This window comes from Mesorhizobium sp. B4-1-4 (assembly GCF_006439395.2).
Lineage (GTDB): Bacteria > Pseudomonadota > Alphaproteobacteria > Rhizobiales > Rhizobiaceae > Mesorhizobium.
The window spans coordinates 3,541,264-3,559,819 of sequence record NZ_CP083950.1; the positions used below are offsets into that span (position 1 = coordinate 3,541,264).

An 18,556-nucleotide genomic window follows, 5' to 3' on the forward strand; every position below is an offset into this window, starting at 1 on the left:
CCACCAGCCCAAGAGCCGGTAACTTCAAGGATACCCAATGGACCGCAATCCCTTTTCCGAAGCCGAAATCGCCGGCCGCCTGTCGAAGGTGTCCACGGCGCTGGCAGAACGCGGGCTTGATGCCGCTATCTTCGCTTCGCCTGAGAATATCTTCTATCTCACCGGCCTCGACCATTGGGGCTATTTCGCGCCACACCTCTTGATTGTCCCACTCGACGGTCGACCGGTTCTGGTCACCCGGTCAATGGAAAAAGTGACGATAGAGAACCAGGTGAAGGCGGCGGATTTCCGCGGTCATTCCGACAGCGAAACCGCTGCCGATCTGGCCGCGCGCCTCATTTTTGAGCTTGGCCTGGCAGGCAAACAGATCGGCCTCGAAAACTGGACGGCGGGTCTGAGCCATGGCCTCGCCTTGAGGCTCGAGGCGCGGGCCGACGCCAGGTGGAGCGACGTTTCCGGGCTCGTCGACAGGATGCGGCTGGTGAAGAGTGCCGAGGAACAGGTGCTGATGCGCCGCGCCGCCAAGGTTACGGACGCTGCTGCAGGTGCGGCCATCGCGGCAATCTCCGCCGGCGCCGCCGAGCAGGAGGTCGCCGCCCAATGCGTGGCGGCGATGATCCGCGCCGGGGGCCACGCGCCGGGCTTCGGCCCGTTCATTCGTCCGGCCGCCAGGCTCGGGGAAGAACACACGACCTGGGGCGACGGCATCTACCGCACCGGCGAGCCTGTCTTCGTCGAACTCTCCGGCTGCGTCTCGCGCTATCATGCGCCGCTTGGCCGGCTGATCCGTATTGGCAGCACCAAGGATCAAGACGCGGCGATGGCCGAGGTGACGGCCAAGGCATTCGATGCCGTCGTCAAGGCGCTCAGACCTGGCGTCAGAGCGCGCGACGTCTATGCCGCCTGGCAAGACGTCGCCGACGAAGCCGGTCTCTCGCACTATCGTCGCCATCATTGCGGGTATCTGGTCGGCATTGGCCAGCCGCCATCCTGGACCGGCGGCAATTCGGTGACCGGCCTCAGGCACGATTCCGATCTCGAAATCGAGACTGGCATGAGCTTTCACATCCTGTCCTGGCTGATGGGCACCGGCCGCGGCGACCATTTCATGTCAAACACGGTGCTGCTGACCGACGCAGGCGCTGAAGTGCTGACGCGCACCCCGGCCGGTTCGATCGTTCGCTAGACCATGAACATGTCGCGCTATTCTGCGTTCTCGATTTTCCGCAATGGCCTCTCCGGCCAGAAGAACTGGCAGCGCGCCTGGCGCGCGGCGGAGCCGAAGCCGGCTTACGACGTGATCATCGTCGGTGGTGGCGGACATGGGCTGGCCACGGCCTTCTATCTCGCCGAGAACCACGCCATCCGCAATGTCGCCGTGCTGGAGAAGGGCTATGTCGGCGGCGGCAATGTCGGCCGCAACACCACTGTCATCCGCTCCAACTACCTGCTCGACGGCAACACCCAATTCTACGAATTCTCGGTCAAGCTGTGGGAAGGCCTGTCGCAGGCGCTGAATTTCAACGTCATGTTTTCGCAGCGCGGCCAGATCGTCACCGCCCATTCCGCGGACCAGCTCGACACTTTCAGTCATCGCGCCAACATCATGCGGCTGAACGGCATCGATGCCGACATACTCGACCGCGATGCAGTGCGGCGGCTGGTGCCCTATCTCGATTTCTCCGACACGGCGCGATTTCCGATATATGGCGCCATTCTGCAGGGTCGCGCCGGCACCGCCCGCCACGATGCCGTCGCCTGGGGTTATGCGCGCGCCGCCGATGGTCATGGCGTCGACATCATCCAGAACTGCGAAGTAACCGGTTTTGTCCGCGATGGCGACAGGATCATCGGCGTCGAGACGAGCAAGGGCCGGATCGGCGCCGGCATGGTCGGCCTCGCCGTTGCCGGTCATACGTCGGTGCTCGGACGGAAGGCAGGCCTGGAATTGCCGATCGAAAGCCATGTGCTCCAGGCTTTCGTCACCGAGCCGCTGAAGCCGCTGGTCGACCATGTCGTCGCCTATGGCGCCGATCATTTCTATGTCAGCCAATCCGACAAGGGCGGGCTTGTCTTCGGCGGCAATCTCGACGGTTACAATTCCTATGCCCAGCGCGGCAATCTCGGCGTCGTGCGCGAGGTGGCGGAGGCCGCGATCGCGCTGATGCCCTGCATCTCGCGCGTCAGGCTGCTGCGCCATTGGGGCGGCGTCATGGACATGACGCCCGACGCCAGCCCGATCATCTGCCCGACGCCGATCGACGGGCTCTATCTCAACGGCGGCTGGTGCTATGGCGGCTTCAAGGCGACACCAGCTTCGGGCTGGTGTTTTGCACACACGCTGGCGACCGGCAAACCGCATCCGCTGATCGCCGCTTACGGGCTCGACCGTTTCCGCACCGGCCACACACTCGACGAGGCCGGTGCCGGTCCCTCCGCCTGGCTTCAATAAAGGGCAAGACAAATGCTTCGCATCGAATGTCCGTGCTGTGGCCCGCGCGACCATGACGAGTTCCGCTATGGCGGGGACGCTTCGGTCACGCGTCCAGGTCATGACGATCCGGACCCGGAGACCTGGTATCGCTATGTCTATGTCCGCAAAAACCCGCCCGGGCCGCACAGCGAGTTCTGGCAACATGTCGCCGGCTGCCGGCAATGGCTCGTCGTCGAGCGCGACACCCGCGACCATTCCATCCTCTCCGTCGGCTTCGCCAGGACATAGAAGCATGAACTCGAATGACAGACGTTTGCCAGCAGGCGGCCGCATCGATCGTGCGCAACCGATTGGCTTCAGCTTCGATGGCCGCACGCTGAACGGCTACCAAGGCGACACGCTGGCTTCGGCTTTGCTGGCCAACGGGATCACACTCACCGGACGTAGCTTCAAATATCACCGACCGCGCGGCATCTTCTCGGCCGGCCCCGAAGAACCGAACGCTCTGGTCACCCTCGGGAGTGGGGGACGGCGCGAACCGAACCTGCCGGCCACCACGCTCGAGCTGGCGGAAGGCATGACCGCCGAAAGCCAGAACCGCTGGCCCTCGCTCGGCTTCGACCTGCAGAGCATCAACGGGCTGTTTGCGCCGTTCCTTTCGGCCGGCTTCTACTACAAGACCTTCATGGGACCGACGCGGCGCGCCTGGATGTTTTATGAGCATTTCATCCGCCGGGCGGCAGGCCTGGGCCGAGCCGGCACGGAGCCCGATCACGATCGCTACGAGGTGCGTCACGCATTTGCCGATATTGCCATTGTCGGCGGCGGCCCTGCCGGCCTCTCGGCGGCTCGCGCCGCGGCATACGCGGGCGCAAGCGTTGCGCTGATCGAGCAGGATTTCCTGCTCGGCGGCCAGCTTCTTTCGGAGCGTTCCGATGGCGAGGCGGCAGCGTGGCTGAAGGCGGTCGAGACCGAACTGGCAGGCCTGTCCAACGTCACGGTGCTGCGCAAGACAATGGTGTTCGGCGCCTATGACGGCAACACCCTGGCGCTGATCGAACGAAACGATGATCCGACCGCGCAAGGCGCTCCGCGGCAGGTCTTCACCATGCTTCGCGCCCGCGCAGTCGTCTTTGCCACCGGTGCCATCGAGCGGCCGCTGGTCTTCTCCAACAATGACCGGCCGGGTGTCATGCTGGCATCGGCCGCCCGGATCTACCTCAATCGCTTCGCCGTCCTGCCGGCCAAGAATATCCTGGTCGCTGCCGCGAATGACGGCGCCTATCTCACCGCCATCGACCTCGCCGCCGCCGGTGCGCAAGTGACCATCGCGGATCAGCGCAGCGCCTCACCTGCCGATCTGGCGGAGGAAGCCAGGCGCCTGAACATAGCGATCCGGGCCGGGACCCAAATCGCCGACCTGCGTGGCGGCCATGAGGTCAAGGCCGCGAAGCTTGCCGGGCCGCGCGGCAATTCGGAGATTGCGTGCGACCTCGTCTGCGTGTCCGGCGGCTGGTCACCGACCGTGCATCTCACCTCGCATCTCGGGGTCAAGCCTATCTATCGCGACGACATGGACGGCTTCATCCCCGGCGCCTTTCCGGCAGGCCACTTTGGCGCCGGTGCAACGATGGGCTGCTTCTCGACCGCCGATGCCACCGACCGCGGCCACCGTGCCGGCATCGAAGCTGCGGCCTTCTGCGGAAAATCTCGAGCCGCACCGGCCCCTGCGAGGCTCGATCTCGGCGAAGCCGCGGCCAACGCGTTCCGTGCAATCCCCTTCGTCGGCCGCGGAAAGGCCTTTGTCGATTTCCAGATGGATGTGACCAGCAAGGACATCGAACTGGCGTATCGCGAGGGTTATGAATCGGTCGAGCACCTGAAGCGCTACACCACGCTCGGTATGGGGACCGACCAGGGCAAGACCAGCAATTTCGCCGCGCTGTCGGCCATGGCGGCGTTGCGCCAGGCGACGATCCCGCAAACCGGAACAACGACCTTTCGTCCGCCCTACGCGCCGATCGCTATCGGCGCGCTCGCCGGCCGCGCCGTCGGCCACCATTTCAAGCCGTTTCGCCGCACGCCGATGCATGATTGGCATGTGGCGAACGGCGCCGAGATGCTCGAGGTCGGGCTGTGGATGCGTCCTTACTTCTATCGCGCCGCCGGTCGCGACGTGAACGAGGCCTATGTCGCAGAGATGCGCATGGTGCGCGGGGCCGCGGGCCTGATGGACATTTCCACCCTCGGCAAGATCGACGTGCAAGGGCCCGACGCGGCCATTTTCCTCGACCGCGTCTACGTCAACGGCTTCGCCAAGCTGCCGGTAGGCCGCGCCCGCTACGGCGTCATGCTGCGCGATGACGGCATCGTCTTCGACGACGGCACGACCACGCGGCTCTCGGAAACGCGCTTCTTCATGACCACCTCGACCGCCAAGGCGGCCGATGTCCTGTCGCGGCTGGAATTCCTGCTCGACACCGCGTGGCCGGACCTGCGCGTCGCCGTCACCTCCGTCAGCGACGAATGGGCAGCGATGTCGGTCGCCGGACCGAGGAGCCGCGATATCCTTGCCGCCGCCTTTCCGGAGATCGACGTCTCGAACGATGCGCTGCCGCATATGGGCCTTGCCGAAGCGGAGTTTGACGGCCGGGCATTGCGCATCATGCGGCTCAGCTATTCCGGCGAGCGCGCCTACGAGATCTATGTCGGCGCAACTGCCGGCGGGAAGGTCTGGCACCATTTGCTTGAGGCCGCCACGCCCTTCGGCCTGAGACCCTACGGGGTCGAAGCGCTCGGGGCGCTGCGGGTCGAAAAGGGCCATGTCGCCGGACCCGAGATCGATGGCCGTACCGCGCTCGACGATCTCGGCCTTGGCCGCATGATCGGAAAGCGCACCGGATTCGTTGGTGATGTCTTGCGGCGGCGTCCGGCCTTTCAGGCGCCCAACCGCCAGCGACTTGTCGGACTGGAATGCACTGAGGAAGGCAAGCGCCTGCGTGGCGGCGCGATATTGTTCATGCCCGACGATACCGTTGCAGGGCATGGACGCGGCCGGATAACCTCGGTCACGTTCAGCCCGGAGCACGGCCGTTATGTCGGCCTTGCCCTGCTGGCAGGCGATGTCGCGGTCGAGGGAAGCGAAGTCCTCGCCACCTATCCGATGAAGGCTGAAACCGTTCGCGCCCGCATCGTCTCGCCCGTCTTTCTGGATCCGAAAGGAGAGCGGCTGCATGGTTGAGGCTCTGGCATTGAAAGATTTCAATCTGTCGACGTCAGATTGCCCGATCGTTCAGATCGAGGGCTGGGACGGGATGCTGGCCCGGTTTGAGTTGAGTGTTTCGCAATTGCTGGGCACCGCCCTGCCCGTCTCCGTCGGCGAGACTGCCCGTTGTGCCGACACGCTCATCGTCCGGGTCTCTCCCCGCCGTCTGTGGCTGATCACGGAGGCGGATGCAAAACCGCCGCAACCCGCGATCGATCCCGAGCTGGGCTGTTCGCTCTCCCTCGGCGAGGGACGCGTGCGCTTCAGCTTGAGCGGCGCGGGCCTCCTGGAAATCCTCTCCAACTGCATCGCAGCCGACTGGCGCTCGGCAGGCTCAGCGCCAGGCCGCGCATTGCAAACGGCCCTCCATCACGTACCGGTGCTCGTCCTGCGCACGAGCGAGACCGGCTGCGACATGATCGTGCCGCGAAGCTTTGCGCGCAGCCTTGCGGACTGGATCGCCGAAAGCCGTTCTTCGCCTGGAATTAAAGCGCGAAATTGACTGACCGCTGGCCGACAAGATGGAACCCTTTCCAACCGGGGATTTGGAAGTAATCACGTCGAGGATCGCTCGACAGCGGCTGTCGACCGCCAAAACCCACCAACAAAGCCATCCGGAGCCTCCGGCGCTGACATGATGCTCGATGCCCTCGGCATCGATGCGCGCCGTCTCGGCGCTGACGCCGAGCTAGCGCAGGAAGGCTTCCACCGTCTGGTGACGGATGCGGCTCTCCTCGGCCACCTTGCGGCCGGCCTCGGTCAGGAAAACACCGCGATAGGGTTTTCTCGACACCAACCCGTCGGCGCACAACCTGGTCAGCATCTTGGCCACTGTCGGCTGGGCGACGCCGAGCCTAGCCGCAATATCGACTTGGCGCGCCTCGTTCCCGTCCTCGATCAGGTCGGCGATCAGCTCGACATAGTCCTCGACAAGTGCGCTGCGGCGCGCTTCGCGCGTCTGCCGGAACCCTTCCGAATGGACGTCGGCGTCAGGCAATGGCTCACGCGGGACCGGTTTGTTCTTCAGCGCCAATGCGCGCTCCTCCTGGGAGTTTTGCCGTCTCTGTTTTTATAGCACGGGCTTTGATTCTTCAGGCCGTTTATTTGGAGGTATGTTCGCCGATCGGCAAGCAGGTCGTTGCGCGTCGGGACGACGTTCCTCCGCCAGCCTATGCCCTCGATGAGAAGGTAGAAACCGATCCAGTGCCATTGTCCGTGACTCCTGGGGCCATATTTGGGTGTTGCTGATCTGAAACCGCCCGACTGCAATCGCCGCCAGGGAGAAAGCCATGACCCGCAGTGACGTTCTGATCGTAGGCGCCGGCCCAACCGGCCTGGTGCTGGCGCTTTGGCTCACCAGGCTGGGTGTCGGCGTCCGCATCATCGACAGGACCGCCGAGCCCGGCACGACGTCGCGCGCCTTGGCCGTTGCCGCGCACACGCTCGAACTCTACCGTCAACTCGATCTGGCCGATGCCGTGACCGCGCGCGGCCACAAGGTGCGCGCCGCCAATTTGTGGGTGCGCGGTAAAGCGAAGGCGCGCGTGCCGTTCGCCGCGATCGGCGAGGATCTGTCGCCCTATTCCTTTTTGCAGATCTTTCCGCAGGACGAGCACGAACGCCTTCTGGTCGAACGGCTCGGACAATTGGGCGTCACCGTCGAGCGGCGGACCGAATTGCATGATTTCACCGACCACGGCGACCATATTGTCGCCCGCCTGCGTGGCGAGCATGGCGAGGAGACCGCCGAATTCAGCTATCTGGCGGGTTGTGACGGCGCCCATTCCCTGGTGCGCGAGACGATATCGGCCGGTTTTTCCGGCGGCACCTATCGTGAACTTTTTTACGTCGCCGATGTCGAGGCATCCGGTGAAGCGATCAATGGCGAATTGCATGTCGATCTCGACGAGGCCGACTTCCTGGCGATCTTTCCTCTGGCGGACACGCGCCGCGCTCGGCTGATCGGCACGGTCCGCGACGAGCGCGCGGATCATGCCGACACGCTGACATTCGACGACGTCAGCAGCAAGGCGATCGAAAACCTGAAGATCAAGATCGAAAAGGTCAACTGGTTCTCGACCTACCATGTTCACCACCGCGTCGCCGGGCAGTTCCGCAAGGGCCGCGCATTCCTGCTGGGTGACGCGGCGCATATCCACAGTCCGGTCGGCGGACAAGGAATGAACACCGGGATCGGGGACGCGATCAACCTTGCCTGGAAACTGTCTTGCGTGCTCGCGGCACGGGCGCCCGATGCCCTGCTCGACAGCTATGAGATCGAGCGCATTGCATTCGCCAGACGCCTCGTTGCCACCACCGACCGCATCTTCACCTTCGTCACTGCCGACGGGCACATCGCCGACCTCGTACGCACGCGGATCGCGCCGATTGTCGTACCCAGGGTCCTCGGCATCGACCGGGTTCGCGAATTCATCTTCCGGACCGTTTCGCAAATCACCCTCAACTACCGCGACAGCCCCGTCAGCGAGGGCTCTGCGGGCGAGGTCCGCGGCGGCGACCGGCTGCCATGGGCGCCGGTCGGGGGATTGGACAATTTTACGTCGCTCGCCGCCCCGCAATGGCAGGTCCATATCTACGGCGTCGCCAATGGCGATGTGAGGTCCTGGTGCGAACGCCATCGGGTTCCGCTGAACGTCTTCGACTGGCGGCCTGCTTATGAAGCAGCAGGCCTGGCCCGTGATGCGCTCTATCTCCTGCGGCCCGACACCTATGTGGCGCTAGCCGATCCCCAGGCTTCGGTCGATACGCTCGAGCGTTATTGCAGCGATAGAGGCTTTTCCATCGGAATCTAGGGCAATTGCTCGACCCGGATATCGAGTCCGATTGCCTGTTCGCCACCTCCGGCAAAATGCCGGACAAAAAGCACCGACAATGAAATATAGCATATTGCATAATGTTGAGCCGTGACATAGCTTAAGGGAGATCGACAAGTCTCGCGGAAAGCCCTCTTTCATGTCTGAAGCCGAAGCCACAGCCTCCCGATCCGCATGGCGGGTAGCCGGGCCCGAAGAGGACGACCAGCCCAGCCTGCGCGAGGTCAATTCCTCCATCGCGGTGCCGAGTTCCGGTGCCTGGTTCCGCCGCCTGTTCGCTTTCATGGGTCCCGGCTACATGGTCTCGGTCGGCTACATGGATCCCGGCAATTGGGCGACCGACCTCGCCGGCGGCGCCCAGTTCGGCTACACGCTCCTGTTCATCATCATGCTGTCCAACCTGATGGCGATCCTGCTGCAGGCGCTGGCAGCCCGGCTTGGCATCGCCACCGGCCGCGACCTCGCCCAGGCCTGCCGTGCCTATTATCCGCGCCCGGTCAATTTCGTGCTGTGGATCGCCTGCGAACTCGCCATCATCGCCTGTGATCTGGCCGAGGTGATCGGCACGGCGATCGCGCTGCAGCTCTTGTTCGGCATTCCGCTGATCGGCGGCGCCGTGCTCACCGCGCTTGACGCCTTCCTGGTGCTGCTGTTGATGAACAAGGGCTTTCGCTACCTCGAAGCCTTCGTCGTCGCGCTTTTGATCATCATCTTCAGCTGCTTTGCCATTCAGATTTTCGTTGCCGCCCCGCCGGCCGGCACGATCCTGCTTTCGATGTTCGTGCCGTCCTCGGAAATCGTCACCAACCCGGCGATGCTCTACATCGCCATCGGCATCATCGGCGCCACCGTCATGCCGCACAATCTCTATTTGCACTCCTCGATCGTGCAGACCCGCGCCTATGAACGCACCGACGCCGGCAAACGCGATGCCGTCAAATGGGCAACGGCGGATTCGACCATCGCCCTGATGCTGGCGCTGTTCGTCAACGCCGCCATCCTGATCGTGTCGGCGGTAGCGTTCCACGGCACCGGCCACCAGGATGTCGCCGAGATCGGTCAGGCCTTCGAGCTCTTGTCGCCCTTGCTGGGCCTCGGCATCGCCTCGATCCTGTTTGCCGTCGCGCTGCTTGCCTCGGGCCTGAATTCCACGGTGACGGCGACACTTGCCGGGCAGATCGTCATGGAAGGTTTCCTGCGCCTGCGCATCCCCAACTGGGCGCGCCGGCTTTTGACGCGCGGCATCGCCATCGTCCCGGTCGTGGCCGTCACCGCGCTCTACGGCGAGAAGGGCACGGGCCAGTTGCTGGTGTTCAGCCAGGTGATCCTGTCGATGCAGTTGCCTTTCGCGGTCATCCCGCTGGTGCAGTTCGTCTCCGACCGGAGGAAGATGGGCAGTCTTGCCATTCCGCGCGCGGTCGCCGCGTTGGCCTGGGTGGTCGCGGCCATCATCCTGGTGCTCAATTTCAAGCTGCTCTACGACACGATATTCGGGATGGGCTGAAGTCCACCCGGTCCCAAGAGCGCAAAATCGCGCTATCTTCCCGGGCGTCATGTCCAATGTCGAAGACGCCAGAAAGTTCTATGCACGGCTGATGGCCGCCAACGCCGCCTCATCGGACCCGCGGCTGGAAGACGTGTTCGCCAGTGTTCCGCGCGAAGCCTTCCTCGGTCCGGGGCCGTGGACGATCATCGCCGGCAAGGGCAAGATAACCACGCCGAGCGCCGATCCAGTCCACCTCTACCAGAACGTGCTGGTAGCGCTCGACGCCGACAAGGGCATCAACAATGGCGAGCCGTTCCTGCACGCCATGTGGATCGGGAAACTGGCGCCGAGACCCGGCGAGGCCGCCACGCATATCGGCGCCGGCACCGGCTATTACACAGCGCTGCTGGCCAGACTGGTTGCGCCCGGAGGCACTGTCACGGCCTTCGAACTCGACAGAGACCTGGCCGACCGCGCGCGAAAGAATCTCGAAGCCTATGACAACGTCGCCGTCGTCCATGGCGACGCCGTCACGTCCTCCCTGCCCCCATCCAATATCATCTACGTCAATGCCGGCGTCGCCGCACCTCCGGCCGGCTGGCTGAAGGCACTGCGCGCGGGCGGCCGCATGATCTTTCCCTGGCGCCCGGCCGAGACCGTCCCGTTCGCCGTGATGGTGACCCGCACCGAAAAAGGCTTCGCGTGCGAACCGTTCATGCGCTCCTGGTTCATCCCTTGCGTCGGCGCGTCGAGCGTGGACCCCGCCGCCAAGATCCCGACGCGCGACCAGGCCGCGCGCAGCCGCTCGATCTGGCTGACGCATGACAAGGCGCCGGACCGCAGCGCCACCGCTATTTTCGGCGATGTCTGGTTCTCGTCGAAAAAGCCCGGCGCCAGACCCGGCAGCTGACCGATTGATGGCCGGGCTTGCGCAAAATCTGGCAAGCCGTGTCGGGATGCTCACGCGCCGGCCGTCCTTGGACCACAGTCCAGCCGCGACGGCGTGGATGGAGCAAAGGAGAGCACAATGAGAAAGATCATCGCCGCCACCTTCGTCAGCCTCGACGGCGTCATGCAGGCGCCGGGCGGTCCGGAAGAGGATCCGATCGGCGGCTTCAACTTCGGCGGCTGGACCTTCCATTACTTTGACGAGGTGGCGGGCGCGGCAATGAATGAACTGTTCTCCAAGCCGTTTGCGTTGCTGCTCGGCCGCAGGACCTACGACATCTTCGCGGCGTACTGGCCGTATCAGAAAGATCCAATCGGCGATGCCTTCAACCCGGCGACCAAATACGTGGCCACGCACCGTCCGGATTCGCTGACCTGGCAGAACACCCAGTGGCTTGGGTCCGATGTCATTGCAAGGCTTAAGGAACTCAAGCAGGAAGACGGGCCCGACCTGCTGATCCAGGGATCGGGCAATCTCATCCAGACGCTGCTCGCCAACGGGCTGATCGACGAAATCCGGCTGATGATCTTTCCGCTGTTGCTGGGCAAGGGCAAGCGGCTGTTCGGCGACGACGCGCTGCCCGCCGCCTTCACGCTCATCAAGTCGCAGGCGTCGACCACCGGCGTTATCATGGCGACTTATGAGCGCGGCGGTGAGATCAAGACCGGGTCATTCGTGCAGCAGGAGCCGTCCGACGCCGAGCTCGAGCGGCGCAGGAACTGGAAGTAGATTGTCGGAGGTGGCACCAAGCTGGAACAGCGAAGTTCGCCCCCTCAAGCCGCCTGCGCCCGCCGCGCCAGTCCATCACGTATATGCCGCGCGAACTCCTGCGCTGCCGGCGCAACGCCATGCCTCGGCAGATGCAGGTTGATGGCAAAATTCGGCAGTGGCGGCAGGCCGGATTCGAACGGCAATATGTCGAGATCGGCCGGCACGGTGGAAGCCAGCCAGGTGGTGACGGCGAGGTCCGATCGCACGGTTGCCGTCGTCGCGTCGATGTTGCCGTTCTCGAACACGGTGCGCCATTCCAGCCCGTGCTCGTTGAGCGCCGCCAGCACGACCGGGCGAAAGGCGCAGGTATCGGCGACGATCGAAACCGGCAGCGGACGCTTGGCACGGGCAACGCCGCCCTTCGCGCCGACCCAGACCAGCCGGTCGATGACAAGGCATTCGCCGGCGCTCGGACCGACGCGCTCCTCGATCACTGCGAGGTCGATGGTTCCCGCAGCCAGCGCTGACGCCAAGTCCGGCGAGGAGGCGCAGACCAGCGAGATCTCGACCTGCGGATAGGTCTCGGCATAGGCCTTCAGCACCGGCGCCAGCAAAGTGCCGACCAGATCGTAGGGGACGCCGAGCCGCACCCGGCCGGCGATGGCACTCCCCGCCATCTCGGCCCAGATTTCATCGTTGAGGCTGAGCAGTCGCTTTGCCTTGTCGAACAGCCGCTCACCGGACCGCGTCAGGCGCAGGCCGCGCCGGTCGCGCTCGAACAGGCCGCATCCGAGCGTCTCCTCCAGCCGCTTGACCTGCTGGCTGACGGCGCCCTGGGTCAGATGCAGCGCATTGGCCGCCGCCGTCATACTGGCCTTGTCGGCGACGGTGACGAAGGTGCGGATGAGCGCAGTGTCGAGATTACGGATCATGTCTGCATTATAGTTCCTAATGCCAACCATGACAAACATTGCATTTACTGATTGATAGTCGCGCATACCATGACGGCCACCGACAAAGGAAGCCGCATGCTCCAGCCCATCCTGTCACTCATCCTGTTCGCCTTCGTGGCCACCGCCACGCCCGGCATCGCCACAACCTTGTCAACGGCGTCGGGCGCGCAGTTCGGCTTTCGCCGTTCGGTGCCGCTGATGATCGGCAGTGCCGCCGGCCTCGCGACCGTGACAGGGGCGGCGGCCGCCGGGCTCGCGGGCCTGTTGCTTGCGGTGCCTTCCTTGCAACTGGCGATGAAGATCGCCGGCTCGCTCTATCTCGTCTGGCTGGCGGTTAAGATCGGCCGTGCGGGACCGCCCAATCTCGACGTCGCGATGGCCAGACCCAACAGCTTTCTTGGCGGCGCCGGCATCCAGTGGATGAACCCCAAGGGCTGGGCGATGGGACTGGGCGCGGCGGCCTCTTTCGCCGCGCTCGCCGACGGGCCGGGAAAGCTCGCCCTGCTCCTCGGCTCGACCTTCGGCCTCACCGCCGCCATCTCGCTGTCCGTCTGGTGCGCGGCCGGCATGGTGCTGGCACGGCTGCTCAAGACCGTGTGGCAATGGCGCGTGCTCAACATCGTGCTGGCGCTGGTGCTGGCGGCGTCAATCATTCCGATGTGGCGGACTGTTTAGTCTAGCACAGACCTAGTCCCTCTCTTTCGCAAAGCGGGGAGAGGAACCCCACGAGCGCCAGTGCCCCCACCCGGACCTTCGGTCCGACCTCCCCACAAGGGGGAGGTAGAAAACACGCGCTCCCCCTTGTGGGGTCCGAAGGTCGGCCAAGACTCTTGGCTCGCCCGGGCAAGCCGATGCGAAGCAGCCGGGTGGGGCGCTGGTTCGCGTCGCGAACCTCTTTAGGCCGCGTAGCGGGGGGCCCGCTTGTCGGCGTGCAGGCTGCCGTAGAAGGCTTGCCTGGCGCCAAGGAACGTATCCAGCTTGGCCGCGTCGGCAAGCGCCGGCGCGGTGACGGCTTCGCCCCTGGCCAGGCCGACAAGGGCGGCATCGACCAGATCGTCGGCATTCATGACGATCTCCTTCGGCAACTGGTCGATATCGCTGCCGGCAAGTTCCCAGAAATCGGTTCGGGTCGCGCCCGGCAGCACCACCTGGACCTTGACGCCGGTGCCCGCGACCTCGCGATGCAGGGCTTCGGTGAAGTTGACGACATAGGCCTTGGTGCCGCTGTAAATGCCGCCGAACGAGCTGTCGAAGGCAAGCACCGAGGCGATGTTGACGATGGCGCCGCGATTGCGCGCCAAAAGCCCCGGCAGCACGGCACGGGTCAGCCGGGTGAGCGCCACGACATTAACCTTGATCATGCGCTCGGCCGCGTCGGCGTCGGCCGTTGCCACCACCTGCTGGCCGCCGAGGCCGGCATTGTTGACCAGCAGCGTCACGCCGTCGTCGGCGGAAATCGCCTGCTCGACGCGGCGCACATCATCGTCGTTGGACAGATCGGCGCTGATCACGCTGACCTTGCGGTCATAGGCGTAACGCAGCTTCTCGGCCAATTCCTCCAGCCGGTCGGCGCGCCGCGCCACCAGCACGAGGTCATAGCCCTGCCCAGCCAGCCGGTCCGCATAGACCGCACCGATGCCCGATGAAGCGCCGGTGACGACCGCTGTGCCCTTGTTTGCCTGTCCGCTCATGGTCCTGTTCCTTCTGTTCAAACTGTTCGCTTTGACCTGGCCGCCGGGCCGTGGAAAATCGCCCACGACTCGCCGGCAGGCCGCCCGATTGATTTAGTGGCATATACCACTATTGATGAAGTGGGCATATGCCACTATCTTTTCAATGATCGCGTCGGAGATTATTTGCGGGGCGGCCAGACGGTCGCCCTCGCCTGAGGAAACCACCATGTCGAAAGATACCCTGCCCGGCTTGACGGCCTGCAATTATGCCATGCTGCGGCGCGCGACGCGCAAGCTCGGCCAGTTCTATGACGATGTGCAGGCGCCATCTGGCCTCAAGGCCACGCAACAAGGCCTGCTCTACCAGATCCACATCGGCAACGAGCCGCCGATGGGCGCCATTGCCGCCGCCCTGGTCATGGATCTGTCGGCGCTCGGCCACACGCTGAAGCCGCTCATCCGTGACGGCTATGTCGAGACCTTCGCCGACCCGGACGACCGCCGCATCAAGGGGGTGCGGTTGACCCCGCAAGGGCGGGCCAAGCTCGATGAGGCAATGAAGCTGTGGCAGGTCGCCCAGCAACGCTTCGAGGACGTGGTGGGAAAGGATCAGGCTGCAAGCCTGCGGGCGGCGCTCGGCGAGATCGCCGAGCTGGATTTTGACCTGCCATCGGCCAGCTAGACCAATTCCAAGAAAAGCGTGAAATGGTTTTCCATGCGGCCAGCGTTTCGAGGACCGCCTATTCCGCCGGCATCGCCACTGGCCTCGCCAGCATGCGCCCGGCCAGCACGATGCCGAGTCCGACGATCGGAAAAGCCGCGGCGACGAGGCCGAGATCGGCCGGCGCGCCGTAGCGCAGCACCTCGCCGCCGACCACCGCGCCCAGTGCCACACCCAGATAAAGCGCCGAGCCGTTGAGGGACAAAACGATAGGCGCTGCATCGGGCGCCAGCTTGATGATGCGGCTGGCCTGCGCCGGCGGGAACGCCCAGCCGACAATGCCCCACGGCACCATCATCGCCATCAGCGCCGGCCCGGCAATGTGCTGCGGCAGGAAGGAGGGAACGACCGACAGCATCACCAGCATGGCGGCGCTCAGCGTCAGCGACCAGCCGACGGTGCGCGTCGCGCCGAAACGGTCGGCGGCCTGGCCGCCGGCGATGTTGCCGATGACGGCGCCGACGCCGAAGGCGAGCAGCATGCCGGGCAGCGCGATCTGGCCAAGCCCGGCGCCCTCGATGGCGAGCGGCGCGACATAGGCAAAGACGGTGAAGGCACCGGTCAGCGCCAGCAGCGTCGTCAACAGGATCGGCATCACGCCGGGACGCGTTGCGGCGGCAAGCCGGCGCTTCAGGGGCAGCCTGGTGCCGACGATCCCGCGCGGCAGCCTGTACCACAGGATCGCGCCGGCGAGCGCGCCAAGCCCGGCAATGGCATAGAAGGTGCCGCGCCAGCCGGCGATCGCAGCGACTAGAGCGCCGAGCGGCGCACCGACGGCAACGGCGACCGTGGTGCCGCCGACGACGACAGCGATGGCGCGCGCCCGGTGATGGTCATCGACCAGCGCCACCGCCGTGCCTTGCGCGGTCGCCGCGAACAGGCCCGACGACAACGCCATGATGATGCGCGCGATCAGAAGCACCTCGAAGGAGGAACTCATGGCGGCGACGACGTTGCCGACAACGAAGAACACCAACGTCCACAGGATGACGCGGCGCCGGTCCCATTCGCCGGTCAGCGTCGCCAGGATAGGCGTGCCGATCGCATAGGCGAGCGCGAAGGCGGTGATCAGAGATCCGGCGAGCGGTATGGAAATGCCGGCATCCCTGGCGATGTCAGGCAGGAGGCTGGAGATGATGAAGCCTTCGGTCGAGATCGTGAACGATCCGAGCGCAAGCCAGAAAAGCCGCTTGTCCATGCGAGATGTCCTAAGTTCAAAAGTTATTGAACAATTGGACATAAGGGAGCATGATGTCAATGAAGACTGGTAAAAATAGCAGAACCATCCTGACAGCCCTGTGTCAGCACGGTCATCGAATGGAGAAACAGTGTGCATGCCCGCGGCAGGACAGACGCGTTGAAATCGGCCCGGACTGTGCTTAGTTTTCGAGCATGACCCTGCCCCATCCCAATATTGACCAGATCAGCCTGCCGATCGTGCTCGGCGTGCTCGGCGACCCGACACGGCTGGCGATCGTGCGCTATCTTGCCAGCAAGGAAGGCGTGCCGCTGAACTGCAGCCGTTTCCTCGACCTCGGCTCCAAGACCAATCTGAGCTATCACCTGGCCAAGCTGCGCGAGGCCGGCGTCACCCGCGCCGAAGTGGTCGGCACCAACCGCATGATCACGCTGCGCCGCGCCGATCTCGATGCCCGCTTCCCCGGCCTGCTCGACAGCGTCATCGCCGCGGCGGTGCATGATCCTGCCCTGCCGGCTGTCGGCGGTCATGACCTCGAAATCCCTGCTTAGAAACGATTACCGGACTGGCTGCAGTTTCCATTCAACATTGATGATTTATGCATCTCACTGTCGAGATGGGGGATCGATGAGCAGTTCTCAGATGGAAAAATATGTCTGGGCATCGGTCCTATATTATACTGTAACCGCGATTGCGTCGGTGCTTCTTGTAGCCGCTTACGTGAGCGTCGTTGGTTTCCTTCTGGGCCTTCTTATAATATTTGGATACCTTGTGCTGGTCATATTTCTTAGAGCGTGGCAGCGTAGGAGACATCCGCGAAGTGCCTATCAAATAGAATTGGCCAAATGGAGATCGAGCCAGTAGCCACCCTGGCCGGCTTGGCTATAGTCTGCTCGGCACCACATCCGTATCGACACTCACAATCACCGACATGCCGGCGCCAGCAGCCGGGCCTTGCCCCTCGTCGAGGATTGACCTGGCGAGGGGATCGGCTGCGGTTTCGAAAGCAGCAGCAGTGGTTCCCCCGTCCGCCCCGCGGCATGGTTCGCTTGAATTTTCGGACTTACATGGCGGCACATCGTCCCTTATAAAACCGGCCGGGCATGCGGCGGAATCGCCGTGGCATGGTGATTTGACTATCGGCGCACGGCCAAATGAACAGGCGCACAGTTACGCTCCGAAAAAGTTTGCATGCGCTGATTGCCGCCGCTCCGCTGCTGATGGCGGCGTGGCAGGCTGTTGTCCCGGCCCATGCCGAAGAGGCCCCGTTCGTCTCCATCGTCACCGGGCTGGCGCCAGACGACCTGCTCAATGTCCGCACCAAGCCATCGCCGATCGGCAAGACCGAAACCCGTCTGGCCGCTGGCGCCAGCGTCAGGAACCTCGGCTGTGACGACATTGACGGGCATCAATGGTGCAAGATCGTGTCGGACAATCCCCGGGCAACTGGCTGGGCCCCCGCGCGCTATCTCGTTCCCGTCAACCCGGCGACCGTACCTGACGCGGACCAACAGGCGGATGCCGGCGCCGAGGACGCGGACGCGGCTGCCGATGCGAACACGGACGGGGACAGGGTGGTGTCCGCCGATCCCGCCCAGCCGCCGCTGGCGCCTCCAGCCGACCTGGCTGCAAGGTTGGGGCGCGCGGCTCATCCGGCCGCTCCTGAAACACCGATGAAATCGGCCGCCGACACCGCCATGCAGGATGCCTACGGGCTGGCATTGGCCGCTGCCGAAACCCCGTCGACCGGTGAGGTGGCCGCACCTGCCCACGACCCGCTGACCGTCGCGGAACTGCCGCATCAGTCCGACGCTCTCGCCAGTGGCGGCTCCATCGAGATTCCCTGCGCCCGCAATGTCGGCCAACCGATGACCCCCTGCGCGGTAACGGTCCTGCATAAAGGTACGGACAAGGCCGAAGTGACGGTGACCTGGCCCGACGGCGGCACCCGTGTCATCTCGTTCGACGGTGGCCGGCCGGCCGGCTCGGACGCCAAAGGCGATTTCCGCTACACCCGCGAAGGCAGCCTCAGCATGATCCGCATCGGGGTGTCGGAACGGTTCGAGATCACCGACGCGGTGGCGTTCGGGAAATAGGTTTTGGAGGGAATAAGGCAGTAGGGATTAGGCAGTAGGCCAATAGCCGGTTCGTGGCTGCGCGCGCCGAACTCCACCCGTTGGCAAGTCGCTACTGCCTACTGCCTATTGCCCACTGCCTAACCCCTGCTCCCTGCATTTTCGGGGTTACATCCCGCAAAACTCTTCCCTATAAGGCCCTCCTAGCCTGATACCAGAATCGCAAGCACAACCGGCCGGGTCTTCCCGTCCCGGTT

The 18,556-nt window shown here is 64.3% G+C and carries 16 protein-coding genes and 1 pseudogene; 13 read left to right on the plus strand and 4 right to left on the minus strand.

The window, feature by feature from the left end:
* Positions 1 to 37 precede the first annotated feature (37 nt).
* The 5 genes from FJW03_RS16885 to FJW03_RS16905 are packed head-to-tail and all read left to right on the plus strand — an operon-like array spanning position 38 to position 6,201.
* Positions 38 to 1,186, plus strand: coding sequence for a M24 family metallopeptidase (locus FJW03_RS16885; RefSeq protein WP_140763504.1), 1,149 nt, complete (start codon positions 38 to 40; stop codon positions 1,184 to 1,186).
* A gap of 9 nt (positions 1,187 to 1,195) precedes the next feature.
* Positions 1,196 to 2,452: a sarcosine oxidase subunit beta family protein gene (locus FJW03_RS16890; protein ID WP_140611633.1), complete on the plus strand. Its 1,257-nt coding sequence runs from the start codon at positions 1,196 to 1,198 to the stop codon at positions 2,450 to 2,452.
* Between the two features lie 12 nt (positions 2,453 to 2,464).
* Positions 2,465 to 2,722, plus strand: coding sequence for a sarcosine oxidase subunit delta (locus FJW03_RS16895; protein WP_140744479.1), 258 nt, complete (start codon positions 2,465 to 2,467; stop codon positions 2,720 to 2,722).
* 4 nt (positions 2,723 to 2,726) lie between these two features.
* A complete protein-coding gene (locus tag FJW03_RS16900; protein WP_140763501.1) occupies positions 2,727 to 5,675 on the plus strand; it encodes a sarcosine oxidase subunit alpha family protein in 2,949 nt (982 codons plus the stop codon).
* Entirely contained in the window at positions 5,668 to 6,201 is a 534-nt protein-coding gene (locus tag FJW03_RS16905; RefSeq protein ID WP_226890383.1) for a sarcosine oxidase subunit gamma, read from the plus strand. The genes FJW03_RS16900 and FJW03_RS16905 overlap by 8 nt, the downstream gene beginning before the upstream one ends.
* 123 nt (positions 6,202 to 6,324) lie before the next feature.
* Here the strand turns inward: FJW03_RS16905 and mntR are convergent.
* Positions 6,325 to 6,732, minus strand: a pseudogene (mntR, locus tag FJW03_RS16910) (manganese-binding transcriptional regulator MntR); the annotation flags it as partial.
* A 256-nt stretch (positions 6,733 to 6,988) separates the two neighbouring features.
* On the opposite strand from mntR, the gene FJW03_RS16915 reads away from it, so the two are divergent.
* From FJW03_RS16915 to FJW03_RS16930, 4 genes are all read left to right on the plus strand, one after another.
* Positions 6,989 to 8,512: an FAD-dependent monooxygenase gene (locus FJW03_RS16915; protein WP_140763498.1), complete on the plus strand. Its 1,524-nt coding sequence runs from the start codon at positions 6,989 to 6,991 to the stop codon at positions 8,510 to 8,512.
* 160 nt (positions 8,513 to 8,672) lie between these two features.
* A complete protein-coding gene (locus FJW03_RS16920) occupies positions 8,673 to 10,037 on the plus strand; it encodes an Nramp family divalent metal transporter (RefSeq protein ID WP_140763495.1) in 1,365 nt (454 codons plus the stop codon).
* 49 nt (positions 10,038 to 10,086) lie between these two features.
* The gene (locus tag FJW03_RS16925) at positions 10,087 to 10,929 is read left to right on the plus strand and encodes a protein-L-isoaspartate O-methyltransferase family protein (RefSeq protein ID WP_181173237.1); all 843 of its coding nucleotides are present in this window, start codon (positions 10,087 to 10,089) and stop codon (positions 10,927 to 10,929) included.
* A 117-nt stretch (positions 10,930 to 11,046) separates the two neighbouring features.
* A complete protein-coding gene (locus tag FJW03_RS16930; RefSeq protein WP_140763492.1) occupies positions 11,047 to 11,697 on the plus strand; it encodes a dihydrofolate reductase family protein in 651 nt (216 codons plus the stop codon).
* A 44-nt stretch (positions 11,698 to 11,741) separates the two neighbouring features.
* Here FJW03_RS16930 and FJW03_RS16935 read toward each other — a convergent pair whose 3' ends face one another.
* A complete protein-coding gene (locus FJW03_RS16935; protein WP_140763489.1) occupies positions 11,742 to 12,611 on the minus strand; it encodes a LysR family transcriptional regulator in 870 nt (289 codons plus the stop codon).
* 96 nt (positions 12,612 to 12,707) lie between these two features.
* On the opposite strand from FJW03_RS16935, the gene FJW03_RS16940 reads away from it, so the two are divergent.
* Positions 12,708 to 13,307: a LysE family translocator gene (locus FJW03_RS16940; RefSeq protein ID WP_140763486.1), complete on the plus strand. Its 600-nt coding sequence runs from the start codon at positions 12,708 to 12,710 to the stop codon at positions 13,305 to 13,307.
* Positions 13,308 to 13,528: 221 nt separating this feature from the next.
* Here the strand turns inward: FJW03_RS16940 and FJW03_RS16945 are convergent, their stop codons facing one another.
* Positions 13,529 to 14,323, minus strand: a complete 795-nt coding sequence (locus FJW03_RS16945; protein WP_140763483.1) for an SDR family NAD(P)-dependent oxidoreductase — start codon at positions 14,321 to 14,323, stop codon at positions 13,529 to 13,531.
* A 208-nt stretch (positions 14,324 to 14,531) separates the two neighbouring features.
* Here FJW03_RS16945 and FJW03_RS16950 point away from each other — a divergent pair, with 208 nt between their 5' ends.
* Positions 14,532 to 14,987, plus strand: coding sequence for a MarR family winged helix-turn-helix transcriptional regulator (locus FJW03_RS16950; RefSeq protein ID WP_140763480.1), 456 nt, complete (start codon positions 14,532 to 14,534; stop codon positions 14,985 to 14,987).
* Between the two features lie 58 nt (positions 14,988 to 15,045).
* On the opposite strand, the gene FJW03_RS16955 is transcribed toward FJW03_RS16950, so the two are convergent.
* The gene (locus FJW03_RS16955) at positions 15,046 to 16,224 is read right to left on the minus strand and encodes an MFS transporter (RefSeq protein ID WP_140763477.1); all 1,179 of its coding nucleotides are present in this window, start codon (positions 16,222 to 16,224) and stop codon (positions 15,046 to 15,048) included.
* A 194-nt stretch (positions 16,225 to 16,418) separates the two neighbouring features.
* On the opposite strand from FJW03_RS16955, the gene FJW03_RS16960 reads away from it, so the two are divergent.
* Together FJW03_RS16960 and FJW03_RS16965 are read left to right on the plus strand one after the other, a co-directional pair.
* Positions 16,419 to 16,775, plus strand: a complete 357-nt coding sequence (locus FJW03_RS16960) for an ArsR/SmtB family transcription factor (RefSeq protein ID WP_140692325.1) — start codon at positions 16,419 to 16,421, stop codon at positions 16,773 to 16,775.
* A 603-nt stretch (positions 16,776 to 17,378) separates the two neighbouring features.
* Positions 17,379 to 18,320: an SH3 domain-containing protein gene (locus tag FJW03_RS16965; RefSeq protein WP_140763474.1), complete on the plus strand. Its 942-nt coding sequence runs from the start codon at positions 17,379 to 17,381 to the stop codon at positions 18,318 to 18,320.
* Positions 18,321 to 18,556 lie beyond the last annotated feature (236 nt).